This window comes from Rothia sp. 110740021-2 (assembly GCF_054263775.1).
The window spans coordinates 180,275-198,503 of record NZ_JBSZFE010000001.1 but is presented as its reverse complement, the minus strand read 5'-3'; the positions used below and the strand labels follow the sequence as shown (position 1 = coordinate 198,503).

The following is an 18,229-nucleotide window of genomic DNA, read 5'->3' as shown; positions in this document are numbered from 1 at the left end:
AGTCCTCCCTCCCTTTTTGCAGATATACCTCTATTTTATTAGACAGTATTCCGCTGCGCGAGCTAACAAGGCGCCTTATACCTCAATCTCCGGGGCGAGCTTCTTCAACGACCACGTACGATCACGGCGGGTACCAAGGTAACCCAACACCAGACCAGCCAAACCCCACAGCGTCAAAACCAGCATAATGCCCCACAGGCTCGACTCATTAATGCCATACGCCAGACGACGCGTACCCGTCACCGCATAACCCATCGGGAAGAAATCATGCATCCAACGAATCGAATCAGGCAGAGTCTCATACGGCATCGTTCCGCCCGCAGTAATCAACTGCAGAATCAGAATGACCAAGGCCACCAACTTACCCGGCGCACCCAAAATCACCGTCAGACCATGAATGAAGCCAGTAAAGACCAAAGCCACATAGCAGAGGAACAGCCATACCAGCCACGGATGAGCCATCTCAAAGCCCAAACCAAACTTAATCACCGCAAACATCAAAGTCGCCTGCGCAATACCCACCAAGCCAAACGGCATCCAGCTACCGAGCATCACACGAATCGACGGAGCATGCGAAGCCAGCGCACGGTTATTCATCACACGCAACGTCTGAACCAGCATCAAGCCGCCAATCCACAACGCCAAGCACATGAAGAACGGGCCCATGCCCTCACCATAGTTACGGCCCGACGCCAGCGACTCCTGCGACAAAGTCACAGGGTTCGACATCGTATCCGCAACCTTCGCCTGATCAGTCGGCGCAAGGCTCGGAACCTGCTTAGCACCAGAAGCCAGGCCGCTCTCCAGCGACGAAGTACCATCCTTCAACTCGGAAGCACCATCATTCAGCTGAGTAGAACCATCAGACAGCTTCGCCGTACCGTTAGAAAGCTGCGACGCACCATCCTTCAGCTCATTCGCACCATCAGCCAACTTCTGCTGACCCTCAACCGCAGACTGCTCCTTCTGCGCCAAAGTACCGCTACCATCCTTCAGCTCAGCGGTACCGTTCTTCAAAGAACCAGTACCTTCCTTCAGTTCAGAAGCACCACCCGACAGAGTCGCAGAACCACTCGCAAGGCTCGAAGCACCCGAAGCAATCTGAGAATTGCCATCAGCCAGGCTCGCCGAACCCGACGCCAAGGATGACGCGCCAGCATCCACACGAGCAGCACCCTCAGCCAGTGACGAAGCACCCTCAGCCAGTGACGAAGCACCAGATTCCAGTGAATCCACGCCAGAAACCAAAGTCTGAACCTTCACCGCAGTCGACGACGAACCATCAGAAATACAATGGCTCGACTTCAACGCGCTCACCTTCGACAGAGCATCAGCAGCGGCATCATCACGAGCCGCCAGATGAGACTGCAGAGCCTTCTGATTCAGCTCAGCAACCTCATTCTTCGTCTCCTCAGAATCAACAGCAGCCACCAGCTGATCAGCCTGTTCTTGAGTCAACGTACCCGCCTCAACCAGCGGAGTCACCCGAGCACGCACCTTCTGCGCACTCGCAGACACCACAGTATTCGACAGATCACGACCAAAATCGCCACTACCGGCAGACGTATCCGTCTCATGCAGGCGCATACACATCGCATTCAACTCAGCCGGCAACTCACGAATACCCGCCTGATCCATACCGGTACGCAGCTGATGGATACCAGAGGCCAAATCATTAGCACCCTTCGCAACCGAAGCCGACCCGCTCTTCAAGCTCGCAGTACCTTCAGCTAGGGTCGCCGAGCCGTCCTTCAACTTCGCCGCACCATCAGAAGCAGACGCAGCAGCCGAAGCTAAAGTCGACGATCCACCCTTCAAACTCGACGCACCATCGGCCAGCTTCGCAGCACCCGAATCCAACTTCGCAGCACCCGAATCCAAAGTCGAAGCACCATCGGCAAGCTTCGCAGTACCCTCCGCCAGCTGCTTCTGGCCTTCCAACAACTGGGACTGACCATCAGCCAGGGAAGAGGTACCATCCTTCAGCTTTACGGCACCATCATTCACCGTGGCGGTGCCATCCTTCAGCTGAACAATCGCATCCGCCAGCTTCACCGTGCCGTTATTCACCTTCGACGCACCATCAGCAGCCTCACCCATCTTCGAATGAATAGTCGTGAAGCTAGCCAACAGCGAATTTGCCGTAGAATTACCGACCTTCTCCGCCACCGAATCGCGCACCGAAGTGCCCGCCTTCGTGACAATATTCGTCAGTACATAGTTATTGGCATCATTCGTAATGACCTCAATACCTGCCGAACGCGCGTCAATAGTGCCGGTCTTGCCGTCAGCATCAGGCTTGAACGAACCGGCACTCTGCAAATTACGGGAGAAGTCCTTCGGAATCACCATCGCAAAGTCATAGGTGCCGTTCTCCACACCCTCAACAGCCTCAGAGCGGGTCTGCACCTGACGCCAATCAAACGTGCCAGCATCCAGCAGGGACTGGCGTACATCAGCACCGGTATTCACCTGCTGGCCTTCAGAATCCTTAGCACCTTCATCCTCAACCACAAGAGCACCCACAATGCCATTCACATTGCCGTAAGCATCCCAGTTGCCGTACAGGTACAGGGCACCGTACAGCAGCGGAATACAGGACATCGCAAGCAGCACCAGAACCGGCAGAACACCGCTGGTCAGGCGCTTCAGCTCAACGAGTGCAACACGCAGAACAGTCATTCTTACTCCTTCTCAGCCTTTTCGCCATGTTCGGGGGAATCATTAGAGGGTTCAGTCTCGCCCTCAACGGGAGCCGGCGCATTTTCCTCAGGACCGTGGCCGACCACAGCACGAGGGCCATGCCAGGACTCAGAAATATGCGGAACAATCGCCACCACCGTGCGCGGGTGGTTCTCATCGGCGGCAAGCTCCTCCAGGTACGGAAGCCACATGTACGTGTGGTTCAGATGGCGGGAAGGAGTATCAAAAACCAGCAAATCAGACGGGTCATACTTCGCCAAAGCAGTCATCAGCTCGATGTTCATCTCACCGCTGATCTCATCCATCCACAGCCCGTCCAGTTCCTCCAGATCGTGGGTAGCCAGCCAGCGGCTCGCACGGGAACGACCAAAAATCGGCAGATTGTAGGAAAGCATCTCCGACACGTAATCATGCACGCGCATATGCTGCTCAGGAGCGGTCACATCAGGAGAGTCCACCACGCTGCTGATAGCACGCAGACGCTTCATGGAGATACGACAAGTCTCATCATCGCCCTTGCTCCAGCTAATCGTGCCGCCGGATAGGGGAAGGCGGCCAGTCAACGCCAATGAAAGAGAGGTACGCTCCAGCTGGCTATCCGCCTGAACAATAATGACTTCACCCTCACCCACTGAGAAGGTGGTGCGGTCAAAAAGCGGAGTGTGGCGCCCTTTTGCCCAAATATTGTCAACGCTTAACACGGTTAAATCCCCTCAGAGGTTGGATGATTCGGGTCAGTTTCAGGGAGCACTCTGCAGGTTGTGCGCGAGGTATCTATTTTCAGTCGCAGACAGGGCGAAGGCTCCAGTGCCTATATATGTTAGACCCGGTTATGTGTGATGTGGTGGGTTTTTCTTGAAAAATAGGGGTCATTTTTGAAATTTTTGAAGTATTTTTCAAAGAAATGGGGTTTTTCGTACAAATAACGCGAAAAACTACGCAGTCTCTGCACAGTTTTTCGCGTTATATAAACCATTCTTAGGGGTGAGGCTTAGAGGAGGTTAGGGGCGGCGTTCCTTAAAGAAGTCCACCATCAGCTGCGCACACTCATCAGCACACACCCCCGCATACACCTCGGGAGTCGGAGCAACCCGACCATCACGCAGTACATCGTAACGGCTACCAGCAGCCCCCGTCTTCTCCTCCCAGGCTCCAAAAACCACCATTGAAACACGTGAGGCCAGGATCGTGCCGGCACACATTAGGCACGGTTCAACCGTCACCACGAGTGTGCACCCGTCCAGGCGCCACTTACCACGATGCACCGCCGCCTGACGGATCGCATTGACCTCCGCATGGGCACTGGGGTCATGATCCCGCTCGCGGGTATTGCCCGCCGAACCGATAATGACGCCCTGCTCATCCACCACTACAGCACCAATAGGAATCTCGCCACGCTCACCTGCGGCGGCGCCCTCAGCGAGGGCGCGAATCATCCACTCACTGTGTTCGGGGCGAGCGGGAATATCGCTGAGCACAGCGGAAGAGCCGTCTGTGACCGTCAATTTTGAATATTCCGAATATAACATATAACCTCGTCAGGCGAATAAATAAAGGTTAATGGGCACGGCTAGTGGGTGGCAGCCAAAGAGAAAGGATACACCGCAGAAGCACCCGCCAACCGTAGCTCACGCGCCACAGCCGTAAACGCCCACCGCGAATCCACCGCATCAGAAACCAGTAGAACAGGGCACCGATGCTCACGCACATAGTCCAGAACCTCTACAGGCACCCGGTACGAGCGCAGCACATCCGCACAACGGAACGCACTATTACCGCCAAAGAAACGCGGCTCCCCCACCAAAGATACCTGGCCCAAATCCACCAGACGCCCCACCGACGCAAGCCCCCTACCCAGGGACTGAGCCAAACGAGGACGCACCGGCGAAGGCAGAGTCAACACCGCCACCGGACGACCCGCCTCAGACCACTCCCAAGCGGCAAGCACCTTTACGCAGGCGTGACCCAGCTCGGCAGGGACCTCAGAATCAACCGGCTCACCCAGCTCATTCGTCGCCAGAAGCTCACGCAGACGAGTACCGTACCCCATGTCGCTCAGACGCGCCAAAGCGTAACCGGATTCAGCCTGCTCGTCCTTAGACAAACGACCGCGCGGCGCATCCGCACCCATCAGCTGATCCAGCCCGCTCGGCCACATACGGCGCGGTTGCAGGGGCACACCCACCCTATTGAAACTGTTCTGCGCCGCCTGCTGCGCTTCAGCGGGAACTTCAATCGGGTACCAGGGGGCCGCACACACATCACAACGACCGCAAACAGTCGCGGAAGCATCATCAAGTTGCTGCGCCAGGAAAAGCATACGACACTGACTAGTGCGTTCATACTCGAGCATGGCGTTCTGCTCCACCACACGCGCCTGCACCACCGCCGCATAACGGGCACTATCGTACTGCCACGGCGAAGAGGTTCGACGCCAATAGTTGCCTTCCTTCACGGCGGCACCCTCAACGTCCAGCACCTTCAGCAGAAGCTCCAGGGTGGAGCGGCGCAACTGTACACGTACCTCCAACGCGGTAATGCTTAACCCCTTCGGGGATTGGGCAAGGGCATCCAAAACAGCCAGCGCTTGCTCCTCATCAGGCATAGAGGCGCTCGCAAAGTACTCCCATATGGCGCGGTCTTCACGACCGGGCAGGAGCAGAACATCCGCATTGACGGCACCTCGTCCGGCGCGGCCAATCTGCTGGTAGTAGCTCACCGCAGACGACGGCGCGCCCAGGTGCACGACAAAACCCAAATCCGGCTTATCAAAACCCATACCGAGGGCACTTGTCGCCACAAGAGCCTTCACCCGGTTTTCCTTGAGTGCCTGCTCTGCAACCAGCCGCTCATCCGGGTCAGTCTTACCGGTATAGGCGAGCACCTCGTGGCCACTGGCACGCAGGGCGTTTGCGATATCTTCTGCCGCAGAGACAGTCAGCGTGTAAATAATGCCCGAACCGGGCAGGCTGCTCAGGTGCGTGAGCAGCCAGCCGATGCGTTGCGCCTCATCGGGCAGGGTCAGGACGCCCAGGCGCAGGGACTCGCGGGACAGCGGACCGCGCAGCACATGCACGGGTACGGTGGTATCCGTGCTGAGCTGTTCGGCAATATCGCGGCTAACACGGTCATTCGCGGTTGCGGTAGTCGCCAGCGCTGGCACACCCGCCGGCAGAGATTTAATAAGCGAACCAATACGACGGTAGTCGGGGCGGAAGTCATGGCCCCAGTCAGAAATACAGTGCGCCTCATCAATAACGAGCAGACCCAGGCGCGGCAACAGGTACGGTAGCCACTGCTCACGGAACGCCAGATTGTTAAGGCGCTCGGGGCCCACCAGGAGCACGTCGAGCTCGTTAGCTTCGAGGCGGGTACGAATCTCATCCCATTCGGTGACGTTCGCGGAGTTCACCATAGCGGCGCGCACCCCCGCACGGGATGCTGCCCCAACCTGATCACGCATGAGGGAAAGCAGCGGGGAGACAATAAGAGCCGGGCCCATACTGCGGGCACGCAAGAGCAGGGAAGAAATGAAGTAGACCGCAGACTTACCCCAGCCAGTACGCTGCACGACGAGGGTGCGGGCCCGATCGGCTACGAGGGCTCGAATCGCCTCGTACTGTCCCTCGTGGAACTCAGCATCGGCGACACCGGTGAGGCGGCGCAACACTTCGCGGGCTTCAGCGTGTAGGGAATCGGTGGGGCTGGAAGCTGGCTGCTGGGGGTTCATGTTCTCTCCAACGGTGGGTGGTTGGGTCAATCGCTACGCCGCGACGCGCCGTGCTCTCTTCCCATCATGTCACACCCCGCATCCCCTAGCCTGGCGGACGGTCACTACCTAGGGAGGCGTGCGAGCACCGCATCACCTCCTGTGGTTTCGGTTCCGCCGGCCCGGAGATTTTACACCTCACTCACCCATACATCCGGCGTAAATGCCGGTAGAATTGTGCCAGTAATACACAACCTCCGCATAGTTTTGCGCAATGTTCACCATAGGTACGCTCTCTATGCTGGTGTTACTCCGCCGCCAAGCCGTGCGTGCGGTCCACTCACAGTTCAGGATTTTTCATGACTTTTCTTGCCACCGCTTTGGCGCATCTTCCGGTTGCGCTCTTGGGCCTCGACCTTGAGCAGTTCCTGCTCGATACCGGCCCATGGGTTCTGGTAGTTTCGGCAATTATCGTATTTATTGAGTCCGGTGTTCTTTTCCCGATTCTTCCGGGTGACTCCCTGATTTTTGCTCTGGGTATGCTGCATGAGCAGATGGGCCTGTCCCTGTGGGTGGCGTTCCCGGTCCTGGTGCTGGTTGCTATTGCTGGCGCTGAGGTTGGCTACCAGATTGGTGCCCGTTACGGCCGTAAGATCTTCAAGGATGACGCGAAGATTCTGAGCACCAAGAACCTGCACACTACTGAGGAGTTCTTCCAGAAGCGCGGTAGTTTGGCTTTGGTTCTAGGTCGTTTCGTGCCGATTGTTCGTACTTTTGTGTCTCTTGCGGCTGGTATTTCTTCGTACGACCGTAAGAAGTTCCACCTGTGGAATGTTGTTGGCGCGGTTGCGTGGATTGGTTTGATTGGTCTGGCGGGTGTGCTGCTAGGCGGTATCCCGTTCGTACACAACAACATTGAGTACATTGCTGTGATTATTGTGGCGGTTTCTGTGGTGCCGGTTATTATCGAGTACCTGCGTGGCCGTTCAAAGGCGAAGCAGGAATCTGCTGAGTAATACGTGAGTCCTTCTCGGCTGCTGAGTCGGGGATGAGAAAAGGTGGGGATACCGTCTGGTATCCCCGCCCTTTCATGCTCTGAACCTTTTGGTGGTCGTGGCTTACTCGGGGTGCTGTCGCCGGGTGCGTTGTCCACTGCTGCATTATTGTCTACCGTACTACTGGGGGCAACGTTATGGAGGCGGCGTTACTCTCTACCGTGCTGTTTTCAGCCTGGTCGGAGGGTTGCAGCACGCTGTATTCGGAAAGCGTGTACTCCGGATTATTCTTATTCAAGGACTGCTTCGGGGTACGTTCTGTTATGCGCTTCCTTCCTCACGTATGCCACCACCATCGGCAGCATAACGCTAAATCAGGTAATCCTCGCTTCGGCGCACACGCCAATCACGGCGCATCTCCATATAGGTACGCGACTGGCGCGACCACACCAACGCCAACGCCACAACACACACCAGCATATACGGCACAGCAATATATACCAGCGTGTACAGCGGCGAAGCGCTACTGAGCAGCAGCTCAACATCCTGGCTCGGAGCACCATTCAGAGTACCTAAAAGAGCTGCGACCGCCAGCATAATCAGCAAAGAAGCCAGCACGCCCAACGCCAACGCTACTGACAGCACCAACGCCGCCCAACGGTAACCACGCAGATACGCCACCGTGCAGAAGCCGTGCAGGGCTACGTTGCTGACCGCACTCACCATCAGAAAAAGCACCGGATAGTATGCCTGCGCATCCACCAGTGACTGGGCACGCCAGGTGGACAGGTGCGACAGTTGCGTCGTCGCATACACAAAACCCGTGTACCCAATCAGCACCAGCCAGCCCACAGCAATAGCGAGCAAAACCCAACCTGCCACAGACACGAGAGTCGGGGTAGCAGGCTTCGTAAGATACGTGGTGTTCGGAGTGAATGGCGGCGAAGGCTCAACGGCGGACATGGCGGAATCTTTCGAATGTCGGCTGATAGTGTGCGGAGGATGTATGAGCAAGCACGTGGTGTGAATGTGGGTGGCGGCGCGGTATTCGATGGGCTCACCGCCTCAAAAAAATTAGGAAGAAGTGGACGGATCCACCGTCGCAGAAATGCTTTTAGATAACGACGGAGAATCTGTCCGGTTCGCCATCGCAATTCGCAAGTTACTGAAGCGGTAAATAGTCAGCAAGGATAAACCGATCTCACTCAACCAGACCATACCCAAAAGGACGAGAACCAGCAAAGGATCCAACCCCATCGAAACCCCAGCCCAGTCAAGCATCAGCAGCAGGAACGTAATCGGTGAAAGTACCAAGCCCACCGCAACATACCCAGTCAGGGAGCATATAGCCCAAACGCTATACACGGAGGCGTCCGCTGAATCACGCGGAGGGTGCATCAGCGGCCACATCTGAACCACCAGGTAAAGCGCCGCAACAAAGCCAAAGCAAATCGCCAACGGCTGCGTGTACTGGGAGATAATGAGACCCTCAACCAGGGTCAAAATGCACAAAATAACGGCGCGGACCAGCAGGTTCTTCTTGAGCTTCTGTTTGCGATCATTCACCTCATTAGCGGTGTAGGTGCGTAGAAAAGTGGGCACCTGCCCCTGCCCCGGGAACGGCGGTAGAGGACCTGTCGGATGCGTACGCACCACAATCGGCTGGTTCGCACCTTCCTGAATAATGACGGTAGAAGTCGCCGAAATAACCGGATGCGAACCGGTCACCACCGGCGGCACGTTCAGCGGAACGGACCCCTCCGGCGTGGCAGGAGTCGCGTGGCGGATAGGCGCCTGATAGCGAGTCTGTACACTGATATCTTCATCCGGGTGTTCTGCGGATGAAGCAGCATCTGTGTTCAGGTGTGTAGCGCCCATGAGTGGTCTCCTGGCAGGTGCAAGTCGTGTTTCTGTCTTACCGTATCACCACGCGTTCTTGAGGGGTTTCTGAGTAGTAGCTGAGCGTCGCGGAAAGCATTGCCCGCTGTCTTTCGCTACCTCGTCATCACCCTCTCAGAGGCGTGAATGCAGAAAGGAGCACCCCACCCGCTGGGGTGATTGAACGCCACTCCTCAAGACCATAACTTTTATTGTTCAGCGCCTGCTTGCTTCTCCAGCTTGCTCCGGCGCAGACTCCTACGAATCACCACGCTATATAACAGCGAAAATAAAACCTCCACAGCAAAGGACGCCATAACCGTCAGCAGGCTCACCGCATAGAACACGTCCACACGGTCCAGCAACGTCTGTGGACCGTGCAGAGCCACCAACACATAGATGAAAAACGCCGTCATCACCGCAGCAGCAACCGCGGAAGCAACATTCGCCAGCAGCACCAGCTTCACTGAACGGTTCACCCGGTAAATCATGGCAAGCCACATGTGCATCACCAGGTAGACCAGCGGTACCGCACCAATCGGGAAAAGCGTGACACGGATGAAGTAATAAACAATAATCAGCGAGGGTACAACCAGTAGCAGCACACGCACCAGGTACAGGTTCTTAGCCGGCAACGGGTAATCACTGGCGACATTCCAGAACTCGTCAGCTTGCTGTTCCAGCTCCTCCAAGGCCTGCAACTGCATCAGCTGTGTCTGAGTCATATATTCCTGCGGCACAAGATCCGAGGAACCCACCACCTGCGCAAGCTCAGCGGCAGAAACTGGTTTGCCCCGCTGCGTACGAGCGGAATCAGCCATTTAGCCCTCGAAAATGCCGCGGGAACGGTCCTTACGCACGCTCTCCGCAGGGAAAATACGGCCGCTCATGCTGATGTACACGCCAGGCTCCAGCAGGTTTAGGGCAGCGATAGCGGCGCCCAGGTTGAAGCTGGCATCCGAACGAGCCATCACGGCGGGCTGCATCGCACCGGTTAGCACCACAACCTTATCGCCCAGGTCGGCGTGCTCCACCAAGTAACGTGCGGTCTCCGGCATGGTGTCGGTACCGTGAGTGATGAGCACCTGGTCGTTAGTGACAGCATTCAGCACCTCGGTCAGCTCGGCACGATCCGCATCGGTCATGTCCAAGCTGTCCTTACCAATCAGCGGGCGAATGTGAAAACGCACATCGGTGATAACGCGGTCCAGCAGGTCCTTAGCGGCAGGCTCTCCAATATCCATGGTGCCCGCCACCGAATAGAACTTATCGATCGTGCCGCCAGTGGCAAGAATCGTGATTTCTTCGGAGTTCTTAATGGTGACGCTCACGGGTTTCCTCATCTTTTCGGGTCAACGTACACAAATCAACAACTGCCAGGCCAATCCGGCAGGACGCGCCCCATCCACACGGAATCAACACGGGGTAAAACCCCGAACATGAGGGTGAAGACGCAAAAACCCGCCGACCCCCGCGAAGCGGGAGGCGACGGATCGGCTAGTGCGCCCTGTGGGGCTCGAACCCACGACCTGCGGATTAAAAGTCCGTAGCTCTACCGACTGAGCTAAAGGCGCTCCTATCCACACAAAACTGAAAGTGTGCAGATAGAAATACTATACACTACCGACTCCCAGCTAATAAACGGTACGCTGGAAAATCCTATGTCTACACCCGCAGCATCAAGCAGCGCCTCCGGGCACACCCGACACCGCACCCACCACCGCCCTGTCCTCTACTCCGCCAAGAAATTTGAACGCCACGAAGGCGGCATGGACCCCGCCGCACGCGAAGAGGCGGCGCACGCCTCCGCACGCATCCTACTGATGCGTGGACGCGGCACCGACGAACAGATGACCGAGCGGCTTGTCAGCTTCACCGACGACTACGGTATTGAGATGCTCGCCGAACTCTGGTCGCACGCGAGCGCCCACTCCCTGCCTGGTGCGCTGTGGCGTATGTACTGGCTGCGGGATGTGGTGCATCGTTCGCCGCGCGGGGTGAGCCGTGCTTTTGAGCTGGGCATGGCGGAGGATTACCGTTCACACGTGGTGGCGGGTGTTCCCGACCCGCCGAGTGCCGACGAGGTGGTCCGCACTATTGATGAGATTCTGGCGGGCCTGTACACCGGCGATATGGACATTGCGATGGAACGTTGCGCGGCTTTTGCGCACGTGGTGGCGTTGGGTATTCGCACCGATTATGCGCGCTCTGCCAGGCAGGATGGTGCGGTTCTGGGCAGCCACGAGGTGAAGCGTGAGGCGGTGGAGCGTCGTGCTCGTCTGCCGTATCAGGCTCATCAGATGGAGCAGATCGCGCACGATTTGGAGGCGGTCGCCGCCCAGCTGCGCGCCGTTGAGGCTGGTGAGCAGGCTGACGGGGCTTCGGAGGCTGATTCTGCGCAGGAAAAATCGCAGACCAACCTCAAAATATTCTAGTCTTCTTCAGCGTTTGGGCGCCTAAAAATGCGGGTTCGTGCCGTAAATTGGCACAGGTTCCACATTGGGTTGCAAAGGCGTTAAAAGCCTGTTTCTAATTGACTCTGTACCGGGTGCGGGTGGATAATAATTACAAGATGTCGGGTTGCTAATAGGTAGCCCCGGGCTCCAAATCTTTAGCCGCTTCGAGCGGCCTTCCGCCGAGAGGCGCTCCCAACCCGACATCCCTCAACGTTCCGGTGGGGGTCGAGAAATCGATTCCCACCGTTTTTTGCTTAAAATCCTCACGGGCAACCGCAAACAGCTCGGCGCTATAACATTTGCAGGTCGGGCTCTAGTGATGTACGCACGGGCTATGCGCACCCGCAGCGTCCAATACTGGTTAGACTGGGAACTATGCTGCACCGACTTTTCCCCCACGCCAACGAATCCCTCGCCTCCCTCGCTGAAATTTCAGCGCAGGTCGGTGAGGCTGCGGCATTGCTCTCTGAAATGGTCGGCTCCCCCGTCGCGGAGTACCCCGAACTCTTCGAACGCATGCTCACCCACGAGGCAGACTCCACGAACCTGCTATTCCGCACCCTCACCGAGGTGCGTAGCTCCTTCTCCCCGCCGATTCCGCGTGAAGACCTGTATACGCTGGCACGCAAGCTCACTAACGCCGTTGAGAAGCTCACCAGCGCCGCGCACGTGCTGTCTCTGCACAGCATTGACGGCTTCGCCACGCACATCACCTCAATCCTGGACATCATTCAGCGTCAGGCGGTGCTGACAGCCGCCGTCATCCCCAAACTTGCCGATATTCGCGGCCTCGATAACTACTGGATGGACATGCTGCGCATCTCCCGCCAGGCGCTACGAACCGCCGAAGAATACGATGCGTACATTGCCGAACGCTACACCCCCGAACGGTACCGCCGCTACGCCACCTTCCTGGCGCAGCTGACCGCCGCCTCCAACTCTATGCGCGATGTGTCCGCCGAGATCGGCCGCATTATCGTTCAGGAATCCTAATGCTCCTGGGTCTTCTAGCCTGCTGCGCTTTCATTGCCGCGGTCTACGTTACCGGTGTGCACGATGCCTCCAACTCCGTCGCTGTTCCGGTGCGTACCCGCGCCCTTGGCGAGCACTCCGCCACGTACCTTGCCGCGCTCTTCAACGTGCTCGGCGTGCTCGGTGCGTTCCTGCTACTCGGCGAGTATTCCGCCTCGTGGGTAAGCGCCCCGGAGGGCATCACAGGCCTGAACGGCATCGTTGCTGCGCTGCTGGTCTGCGCTATTTGGGGTGTGCTCACCTGGTTTTTGCGTTTTCCGTCCTCCTCGACCCACGCGCTGATCGGTGCCCTCGCCGGTGTGAGCTGGTGGACCCAGACGAAGATCGACAGCGCCGCCGAAGGGTTCGGTTCCCTCGCATTCCTGCCGCATATCTTTGGGGCGACTCTGCTACCGCTCTTCTACCTTCCGCCGCTCATTTTTCTGCTGTCCTGGCTGATGGTGGTGCCGTTCTACCGGCTCGTGGTCGGCCACAACCCGCGCCTCGTGAATCAGCGAGCCCGCGAGGTACTGGCGGTGTCTGCCTCCGCGATTTCGCTGCTGCACGGCCTGCAGACTGGCTACCTGTACCTGCTGCTGTGGGCGCTACTGAGCGAACGCATCACTAATCCGGCGCTGATTCAAGCCCTCACCGGGGGCGGGATGCTGCTGGGCACCCTCATTATTGCCCTCAGCCTGGGTGCGGGTACGCTGACCGGTGGTCGCCGCATCGGCTACACCTTCGCCTACAAGATGGTGCGCCTGGACCCGTTCCGTGGCGCGGTCGCTCAGGGCACGACCGCGGTGGTGCAGGTGCTCGGCTACTTCCTGCTGCAGGTGCCGTTTTCCTCCTCGCACCTGGCGACTGCATCGGCGCTCGGTGCGGGCGTGAACCAGCGTTTTAACGCGTTGAAGTCCAGGATTGTTCTGCAGATTCTTCTGGTGTGGCTAGTAACCATTCCGGCATGCTTTGTGCTTGGGGTGCTGGCAATGGTGGCACTACAGTCCATCAGCTAATTTTTAGGGGCGGCGCATGCCTCTGCATGCATGCTGTTGCAGCGTGGACGGGCGGCGGGTTGAGTCTGAACAGTGCACACCTTCATAATGGGTTGAGTTCCTGGGCTAGCATGGGCCCATTCACCCTCGACTGATTGTGGTTATGTCTTCCCCTACCGTAGCTATTCTGGTCCGCACGAAGGACCGTCCCCGCTTCTTGAGCCGCACATTGGAGAACATTGCGCAGCAGACCTTCACCTACTACACGGTCTGCGTGATTAACGATGGAGGCGACGAGCAGGCAGCCCGCGCCGTCATTGAGGAATCCCCGCTGGATTCCGGTCACGTACAGCTGCTGACCGCCGCCGGCGGCAACATGGAGGCGGCATCCAACGCCGGTTTGACGGCGACCGTCTCCAAGTACGTGGCGATTCACGATGACGACGACCTGTGGGCGCCCGAGTTCCTGGAACGCACTGTCGCGGCGCTCGAAGAAAGCGGCGCGCTCATGTGCACCACCCGCATTGTGGAGCGGTACGAACGCGAGAATGCCGACGGCGAGTTCGAGGTGTACGAAGAGCGTATTTTCCACGACAGCCTGCCCAGCGTAGGTTTACAGTTCCTGTTCCGCACGAATCGTACCGTGCCGATTGGTATTCTCTACCGCCGTAGTCTGCACGAGCTAGTTGGTTTCTACGACGAGTCCCTGCCGGTGGTCGGCGACTGGGAGTTCAACATGCGTGCCGCCTCTGTTGCGGATATTCTGCTGGTGGATGAGCCACTGGCGTACTGGTCGCTGCGCCCCGACGCGGAGGGTGCCGAGGCGAATAGCGTGAAGCGTCAGGCTGATCACGCCCGCTTCGATTCACTGGTGCGCGCCCGCGCTATCCGCGAGGATCTGCAGGCAGGTGCCCGACCGGGTGCGTACCTGTACCAGGCGCATTTAGCGGCTGACCTGGAGCGCCGCGTGATTGACGGGCACGATCTGACCCGCGAATCCCTGGATATTCTGCGTTCAATTGAGCACCGCCTGGGACGTATCGAGGCTCGTCAGCAGGTTATTGAGACCCGCCAGCACTCTATTGAGGAGCGCCTGAAGGTTCTCAAGCACCTGCGTGCTCCGGGCCGCGCGTTGCGTTCCTTGGCGAAGCGTTCCCTGGCTTCTTATTCTCTGTCTTCTCGTTCCCAGGGCCACCGCGCTGGTGGTAGCACCCAGACTGGTTCTACCAGCGCGAAGGACGCATAACCATGACAGAGAATAATCATTCATCTACAGCACCGCGCGTGCTCGTCATTGGCGATATTGGCCAGCATACCTACCACGTCGGTGATGAAGCTATGACCATCGCGAGTGCCCAGGCCCTCGCAGAAGGCGGCACAGCGGTCACCCTCATGACCCGCGATATGGGGCATTCGGCGCGCTACATTGGTGAACCCTTTGCGCAGGATGTAGGTACCCCCTACGAGTACCTGCCGTTTCTCCTCTTCCCCTGGGCGCCGGCTGAACGCGAGCTGACCATCGCGGCGCTCGAGTGCGTCCTGGTACAGCTGCACGCCGATCGGGAGCGCCCCTCCATCACCGATCTGGTGGCGTTGCCGCAGGTGCAGGCACTACCCGAGGTGTTGCATCCGTTGGAGCAGATCGTTGAGCGGATGGTGGAATTTGCGGATTCTATCGCAACTATGGACGCGGTGGTTATTTCCGGCGGAGGGAATCTCAATTCTCGCTACGGGTGGCTCCTCTATGAACGCGCCGCTGCGGTGCGTGCCGCCGAGCATGCTGGCGTACCTGTGCATGTGACCGGCCAATCCTTGGGTCCAGTGCTCAGCCCCGAGGATGCCCGCATCCTGGAGCGCATGCTGCGCACCGCCCGTTCGGTGACGATGCGCGAACATTCTTCCCTCGTCTGGTGCCGTGAGCGGGGTATTGACGCACGCCTGAGCGTGGACGATGCTACCGACTACCTGGTGGCTTCCCCGGCGCGTACCCTGCACTATGCGAAAGGCATTTCCTCAAGTCAGATACTGGATAAGCTACCTGAGCTCTACGTGTGCGTCACCGTCAACGAGTGCACCGAACAGCAGGCGCAGCAGATTGCGCATCTGCTCGATAGCATGTGGCGAGAGCACGGCTACGCCCCCGTATTCCTGAGCCATTTTGGCGACCCACAGAACCCCGAAAGCGGCGATATTCAGGCACACCAGCGCATCGCTGAGCAGCTCAGCCCCTCCACCCCGGCGACCCTACTGCCGATTCTGCATGCAGACCAGAGCGTTACCGTGCACCGAGGGGCGGCGTTCACGCTGACCAGCCGCTACCACCCGGCGGTGTTCTCCGCCGCGGCGGGTATTCCCGTGCTCACTCTCGTGCCGGATGCCTTCACGCAGATGCGTGTGGGCGGAGCCCTGAGCCTGTACGGGCTGGGTGATTTCACACTGCCGTTAGGCATGTTGGCCGGTGGTGTTCCCGAGCTGATGGTTGCCGCTGCCATGCAGCACGCGGCGGTGGCGTCGGATGCGCGCCGCGCTGAACTTGTGGAGGTTCTGCAGGCTGATCGTGCCTACCTGCTCGCACAGATTCTTGCCTCTAGTGCAGAAGTGCGCGACAAGGCAGAAACTCGCGGCGAAGTAGAAGCCCCCGCGCCTTTCCCCACCGTGGAGCAGGTCCCGGCGCTCCCCGAGCCGCTGGGTGCAACCGTCCGTGCCGCCCGCGATCTCTTCACCGAAACCTCCCTCACCGCGGGGTTTGAGTGGGCGATGTCTGACCGAGCGCACTCCTGGGACGCTGAGCACCGCCGACAGCTCGAACATGCCCGCGCAATCAGTGGCGGGCACAGCACGCAGGGTATTCACGGTGCACACGGCGCCGAAGAAACACACCCCGTCACCGTTGAGCCTGAGTCATCTTCCGAAGCACCCGCACAGCCACACCCCGCCCAGCCGGGCCTGCTAGCGAGGGTGGCTCGCCGCCTCCGCAGCTAGGTTGTGTAACGGGAGGCTCAAGTAGCGGTTCGGGGCTAGGTTTCCTCGAAAAAATACGGCTCCAGAGCGGGTACAGTGCGCGGACTCTCTCATAGTTGAGCCCGCCACTGTCCTAGCCCCTTGTGCACCGCACACACGCCGGTATGATGGTGCTCATGGCACGCTTCGCAGAGATTCTACGCACTACTGAACAGAATACCCGTCAGTTCATTCGTGAGGGTATTCATCGAGTCCAAGCAGACTTCTTTCAGTCTGTGCAGATTGTTGCGGCGTCTATGGGTGCTTGGCTTTTCTCTGAACGCGTCCTGGGCCATCAAGAGCCTATTTTCGCGGCGGTTTCTGCCCTCGTGTCCCTAGGCTATGTGAGCGGCGCTAAGCATTCCCGCCGAATCCTTGAGGTTTCCTTCGGCGTAACCCTCGGTATTCTTATCGGTGACCTTCTGCTGATTCTGCTTGGTCACGGCACCTGGCAGGCGGCGGTCGTGCTGTTCTTATCCGTGATTATTGCCCGATTTATTGATAAGGGCATTATTTTTACGATTCAGCTCAGCTTCCAGGCGTGTTTTGTATTACTGCTACCGGTGCCTGATGACGCGTTCACCCGCAGTTTTGACGGCATTGTCGGTGGTGCCTTCGCGTTCCTTGCCATGTATCTGATGCCGCGTGATCCGCGTAAGAACCCGCGTGCCCGCGCTATGACTCTGATGGATGCTTTCGCAAAGGTTTTCGCTCTTTCCTCTGAGGCAATCCGCTACTACAACTACGACAAGGCGTACCAGAGCCTACTCGACGCGCGCGCTCTGCAGCCGCTCTACGATAGCTGCCGTGGCGATCTAATTACTGCGCAGGGTATGAGCGAGCTGTCCTGGAATAGCCGTAAAAGCAAAGGCGAGCTGGCGCGCTTGTCGAAGACCCTAGCCGCGGTGGATTTGGCAATTCGTAACGATCGCGTCCTCAACCGCCGTATGGCGTCCACGATTCGCCACGTGCAACTGCGCACCGCCGCGCAGATTTCGCTCAGTGACGCACTGGCTGAGCTATCGCTCGCGGCGCAGAGTCTCGGCTTGGGCATGTCTGCCCCGACCGAAGGCGAACGCGAACACTACATGATGGAAGCCCGCAAACGCATGGTGAAGCTCGCAGGCACCCTTGAGCCGCGTGCGATGGGTGTAGAAACCTTTGAGGGTGAGTCGCTAGTGCTGATGCTTCGTCTGATTGTGGTCGACTTTATGGAGGCCACTGGCATGTCACACAAGGACGCTGTCGATGTTCTGGTACCCCTGGGCGAGGCGGTCACACAGCATGCGCCGCGCACCTCGGCCATCCCAATTGTTGATACTGACGTGGACGACCTGATGGTGGTTAACGACACAGCCGATAGCGCGGTCAACGCCCACCACACGAATAATCTGAATACCCGTTCGATCAACATTATGCTGCATGAGAACGAGGAGGAGAGCCGCTCTTAGCGGTATTTCCCACAGAGGGGCTCCCGAGGGC

At 58.3% G+C, this 18,229-nt stretch carries 15 protein-coding genes and 1 tRNA gene; 7 read left to right on the top strand and 9 right to left on the bottom strand.

Annotation, left to right across the window (positions count from 1 at the left end; translation table 11 throughout):
- Window positions 1-75: 75 nt before the first annotated feature.
- The 4 genes from ACUXHH_RS00860 to ACUXHH_RS00845 form a co-directional block, all read right to left on the bottom strand.
- Window positions 76-2,682 carry a YhgE/Pip family protein gene (locus ACUXHH_RS00860; RefSeq protein ID WP_458390617.1) on the bottom strand — a complete coding sequence of 869 codons (2,607 nt, stop codon included), beginning with the start codon at window positions 2,680-2,682 and terminating at the stop codon, window positions 76-78.
- A 2-nt stretch (window positions 2,683-2,684) separates the two neighbouring features.
- Complete coding sequence (locus ACUXHH_RS00855; protein ID WP_458390616.1) at window positions 2,685-3,404, bottom strand: multidrug ABC transporter ATPase; 720 nt, start codon at window positions 3,402-3,404, stop codon at window positions 2,685-2,687.
- A gap of 300 nt (window positions 3,405-3,704) precedes the next feature.
- The gene (locus ACUXHH_RS00850; RefSeq protein WP_458390615.1) at window positions 3,705-4,232 is read right to left on the bottom strand and encodes a nucleoside deaminase; all 528 of its coding nucleotides are present in this window, start codon (window positions 4,230-4,232) and stop codon (window positions 3,705-3,707) included.
- A gap of 41 nt (window positions 4,233-4,273) precedes the next feature.
- Window positions 4,274-6,433, bottom strand: coding sequence for a RecQ family ATP-dependent DNA helicase (locus ACUXHH_RS00845; protein WP_458390614.1), 2,160 nt, complete (start codon window positions 6,431-6,433; stop codon window positions 4,274-4,276).
- Between the two features lie 338 nt (window positions 6,434-6,771).
- Here ACUXHH_RS00845 and ACUXHH_RS00840 point away from each other — a divergent pair, with 338 nt between their 5' ends.
- Window positions 6,772-7,428: a DedA family protein gene (locus tag ACUXHH_RS00840; protein WP_254756501.1), complete on the top strand. Its 657-nt coding sequence runs from the start codon at window positions 6,772-6,774 to the stop codon at window positions 7,426-7,428.
- Between the two features lie 348 nt (window positions 7,429-7,776).
- On the opposite strand, the gene ACUXHH_RS00835 is transcribed toward ACUXHH_RS00840, so the two are convergent.
- The 5 genes from ACUXHH_RS00835 to ACUXHH_RS00815 form a co-directional block, all read right to left on the bottom strand.
- Window positions 7,777-8,370, bottom strand: coding sequence for a flagellar type III secretion system protein FlhB (locus ACUXHH_RS00835; RefSeq protein WP_279741038.1), 594 nt, complete (start codon window positions 8,368-8,370; stop codon window positions 7,777-7,779).
- A 111-nt stretch (window positions 8,371-8,481) separates the two neighbouring features.
- On the bottom strand, window positions 8,482-9,285 hold the full coding sequence (locus ACUXHH_RS00830; protein WP_279741039.1) for an organic solvent tolerance protein OstA: 804 nt from the start codon (window positions 9,283-9,285) through the stop codon (window positions 8,482-8,484).
- Between the two features lie 209 nt (window positions 9,286-9,494).
- Window positions 9,495-10,106, bottom strand: coding sequence for an amino acid transporter (locus ACUXHH_RS00825; RefSeq protein WP_279741040.1), 612 nt, complete (start codon window positions 10,104-10,106; stop codon window positions 9,495-9,497).
- Window positions 10,107-10,616, bottom strand: a complete 510-nt coding sequence (locus tag ACUXHH_RS00820; protein ID WP_279741042.1) for an asparaginase domain-containing protein — start codon at window positions 10,614-10,616, stop codon at window positions 10,107-10,109.
- Between the two features lie 170 nt (window positions 10,617-10,786).
- Window positions 10,787-10,859, bottom strand: a tRNA-Lys gene (locus ACUXHH_RS00815).
- 87 nt (window positions 10,860-10,946) lie between these two features.
- On the opposite strand from ACUXHH_RS00815, the gene ACUXHH_RS00810 reads away from it, so the two are divergent.
- The 6 genes from ACUXHH_RS00810 to ACUXHH_RS00785 all read left to right on the top strand — a co-directional run bounded on the left by ACUXHH_RS00810 (window position 10,947) and on the right by ACUXHH_RS00785 (window position 18,198).
- A complete protein-coding gene (locus ACUXHH_RS00810; RefSeq protein ID WP_279741043.1) occupies window positions 10,947-11,720 on the top strand; it encodes a histone acetyltransferase in 774 nt (257 codons plus the stop codon).
- A gap of 396 nt (window positions 11,721-12,116) precedes the next feature.
- Window positions 12,117-12,734, top strand: coding sequence for a hypothetical protein (locus tag ACUXHH_RS00805; protein ID WP_012902791.1), 618 nt, complete (start codon window positions 12,117-12,119; stop codon window positions 12,732-12,734).
- Entirely contained in the window at window positions 12,734-13,768 is a 1,035-nt protein-coding gene (locus ACUXHH_RS00800) for an inorganic phosphate transporter (RefSeq protein ID WP_279741046.1), read from the top strand. Before ACUXHH_RS00805 ends, ACUXHH_RS00800 begins: the two co-directional genes overlap by 1 nt.
- Before the next feature lie 142 nt (window positions 13,769-13,910).
- Window positions 13,911-14,993 carry a glycosyltransferase family 2 protein gene (locus ACUXHH_RS00795; RefSeq protein WP_458390613.1) on the top strand — a complete coding sequence of 361 codons (1,083 nt, stop codon included), beginning with the start codon at window positions 13,911-13,913 and terminating at the stop codon, window positions 14,991-14,993.
- 2 nt (window positions 14,994-14,995) lie between these two features.
- Window positions 14,996-16,729 (top strand): polysaccharide pyruvyl transferase family protein, encoded by a 1,734-nt coding sequence (locus ACUXHH_RS00790; RefSeq protein ID WP_458390612.1) that lies wholly within the window; start codon window positions 14,996-14,998, stop codon window positions 16,727-16,729.
- 143 nt (window positions 16,730-16,872) lie between these two features.
- Entirely contained in the window at window positions 16,873-18,198 is a 1,326-nt protein-coding gene (locus ACUXHH_RS00785; RefSeq protein WP_348539263.1) for an FUSC family protein, read from the top strand.
- The last annotated feature ends 31 nt before the right edge of the window (window positions 18,199-18,229 follow it).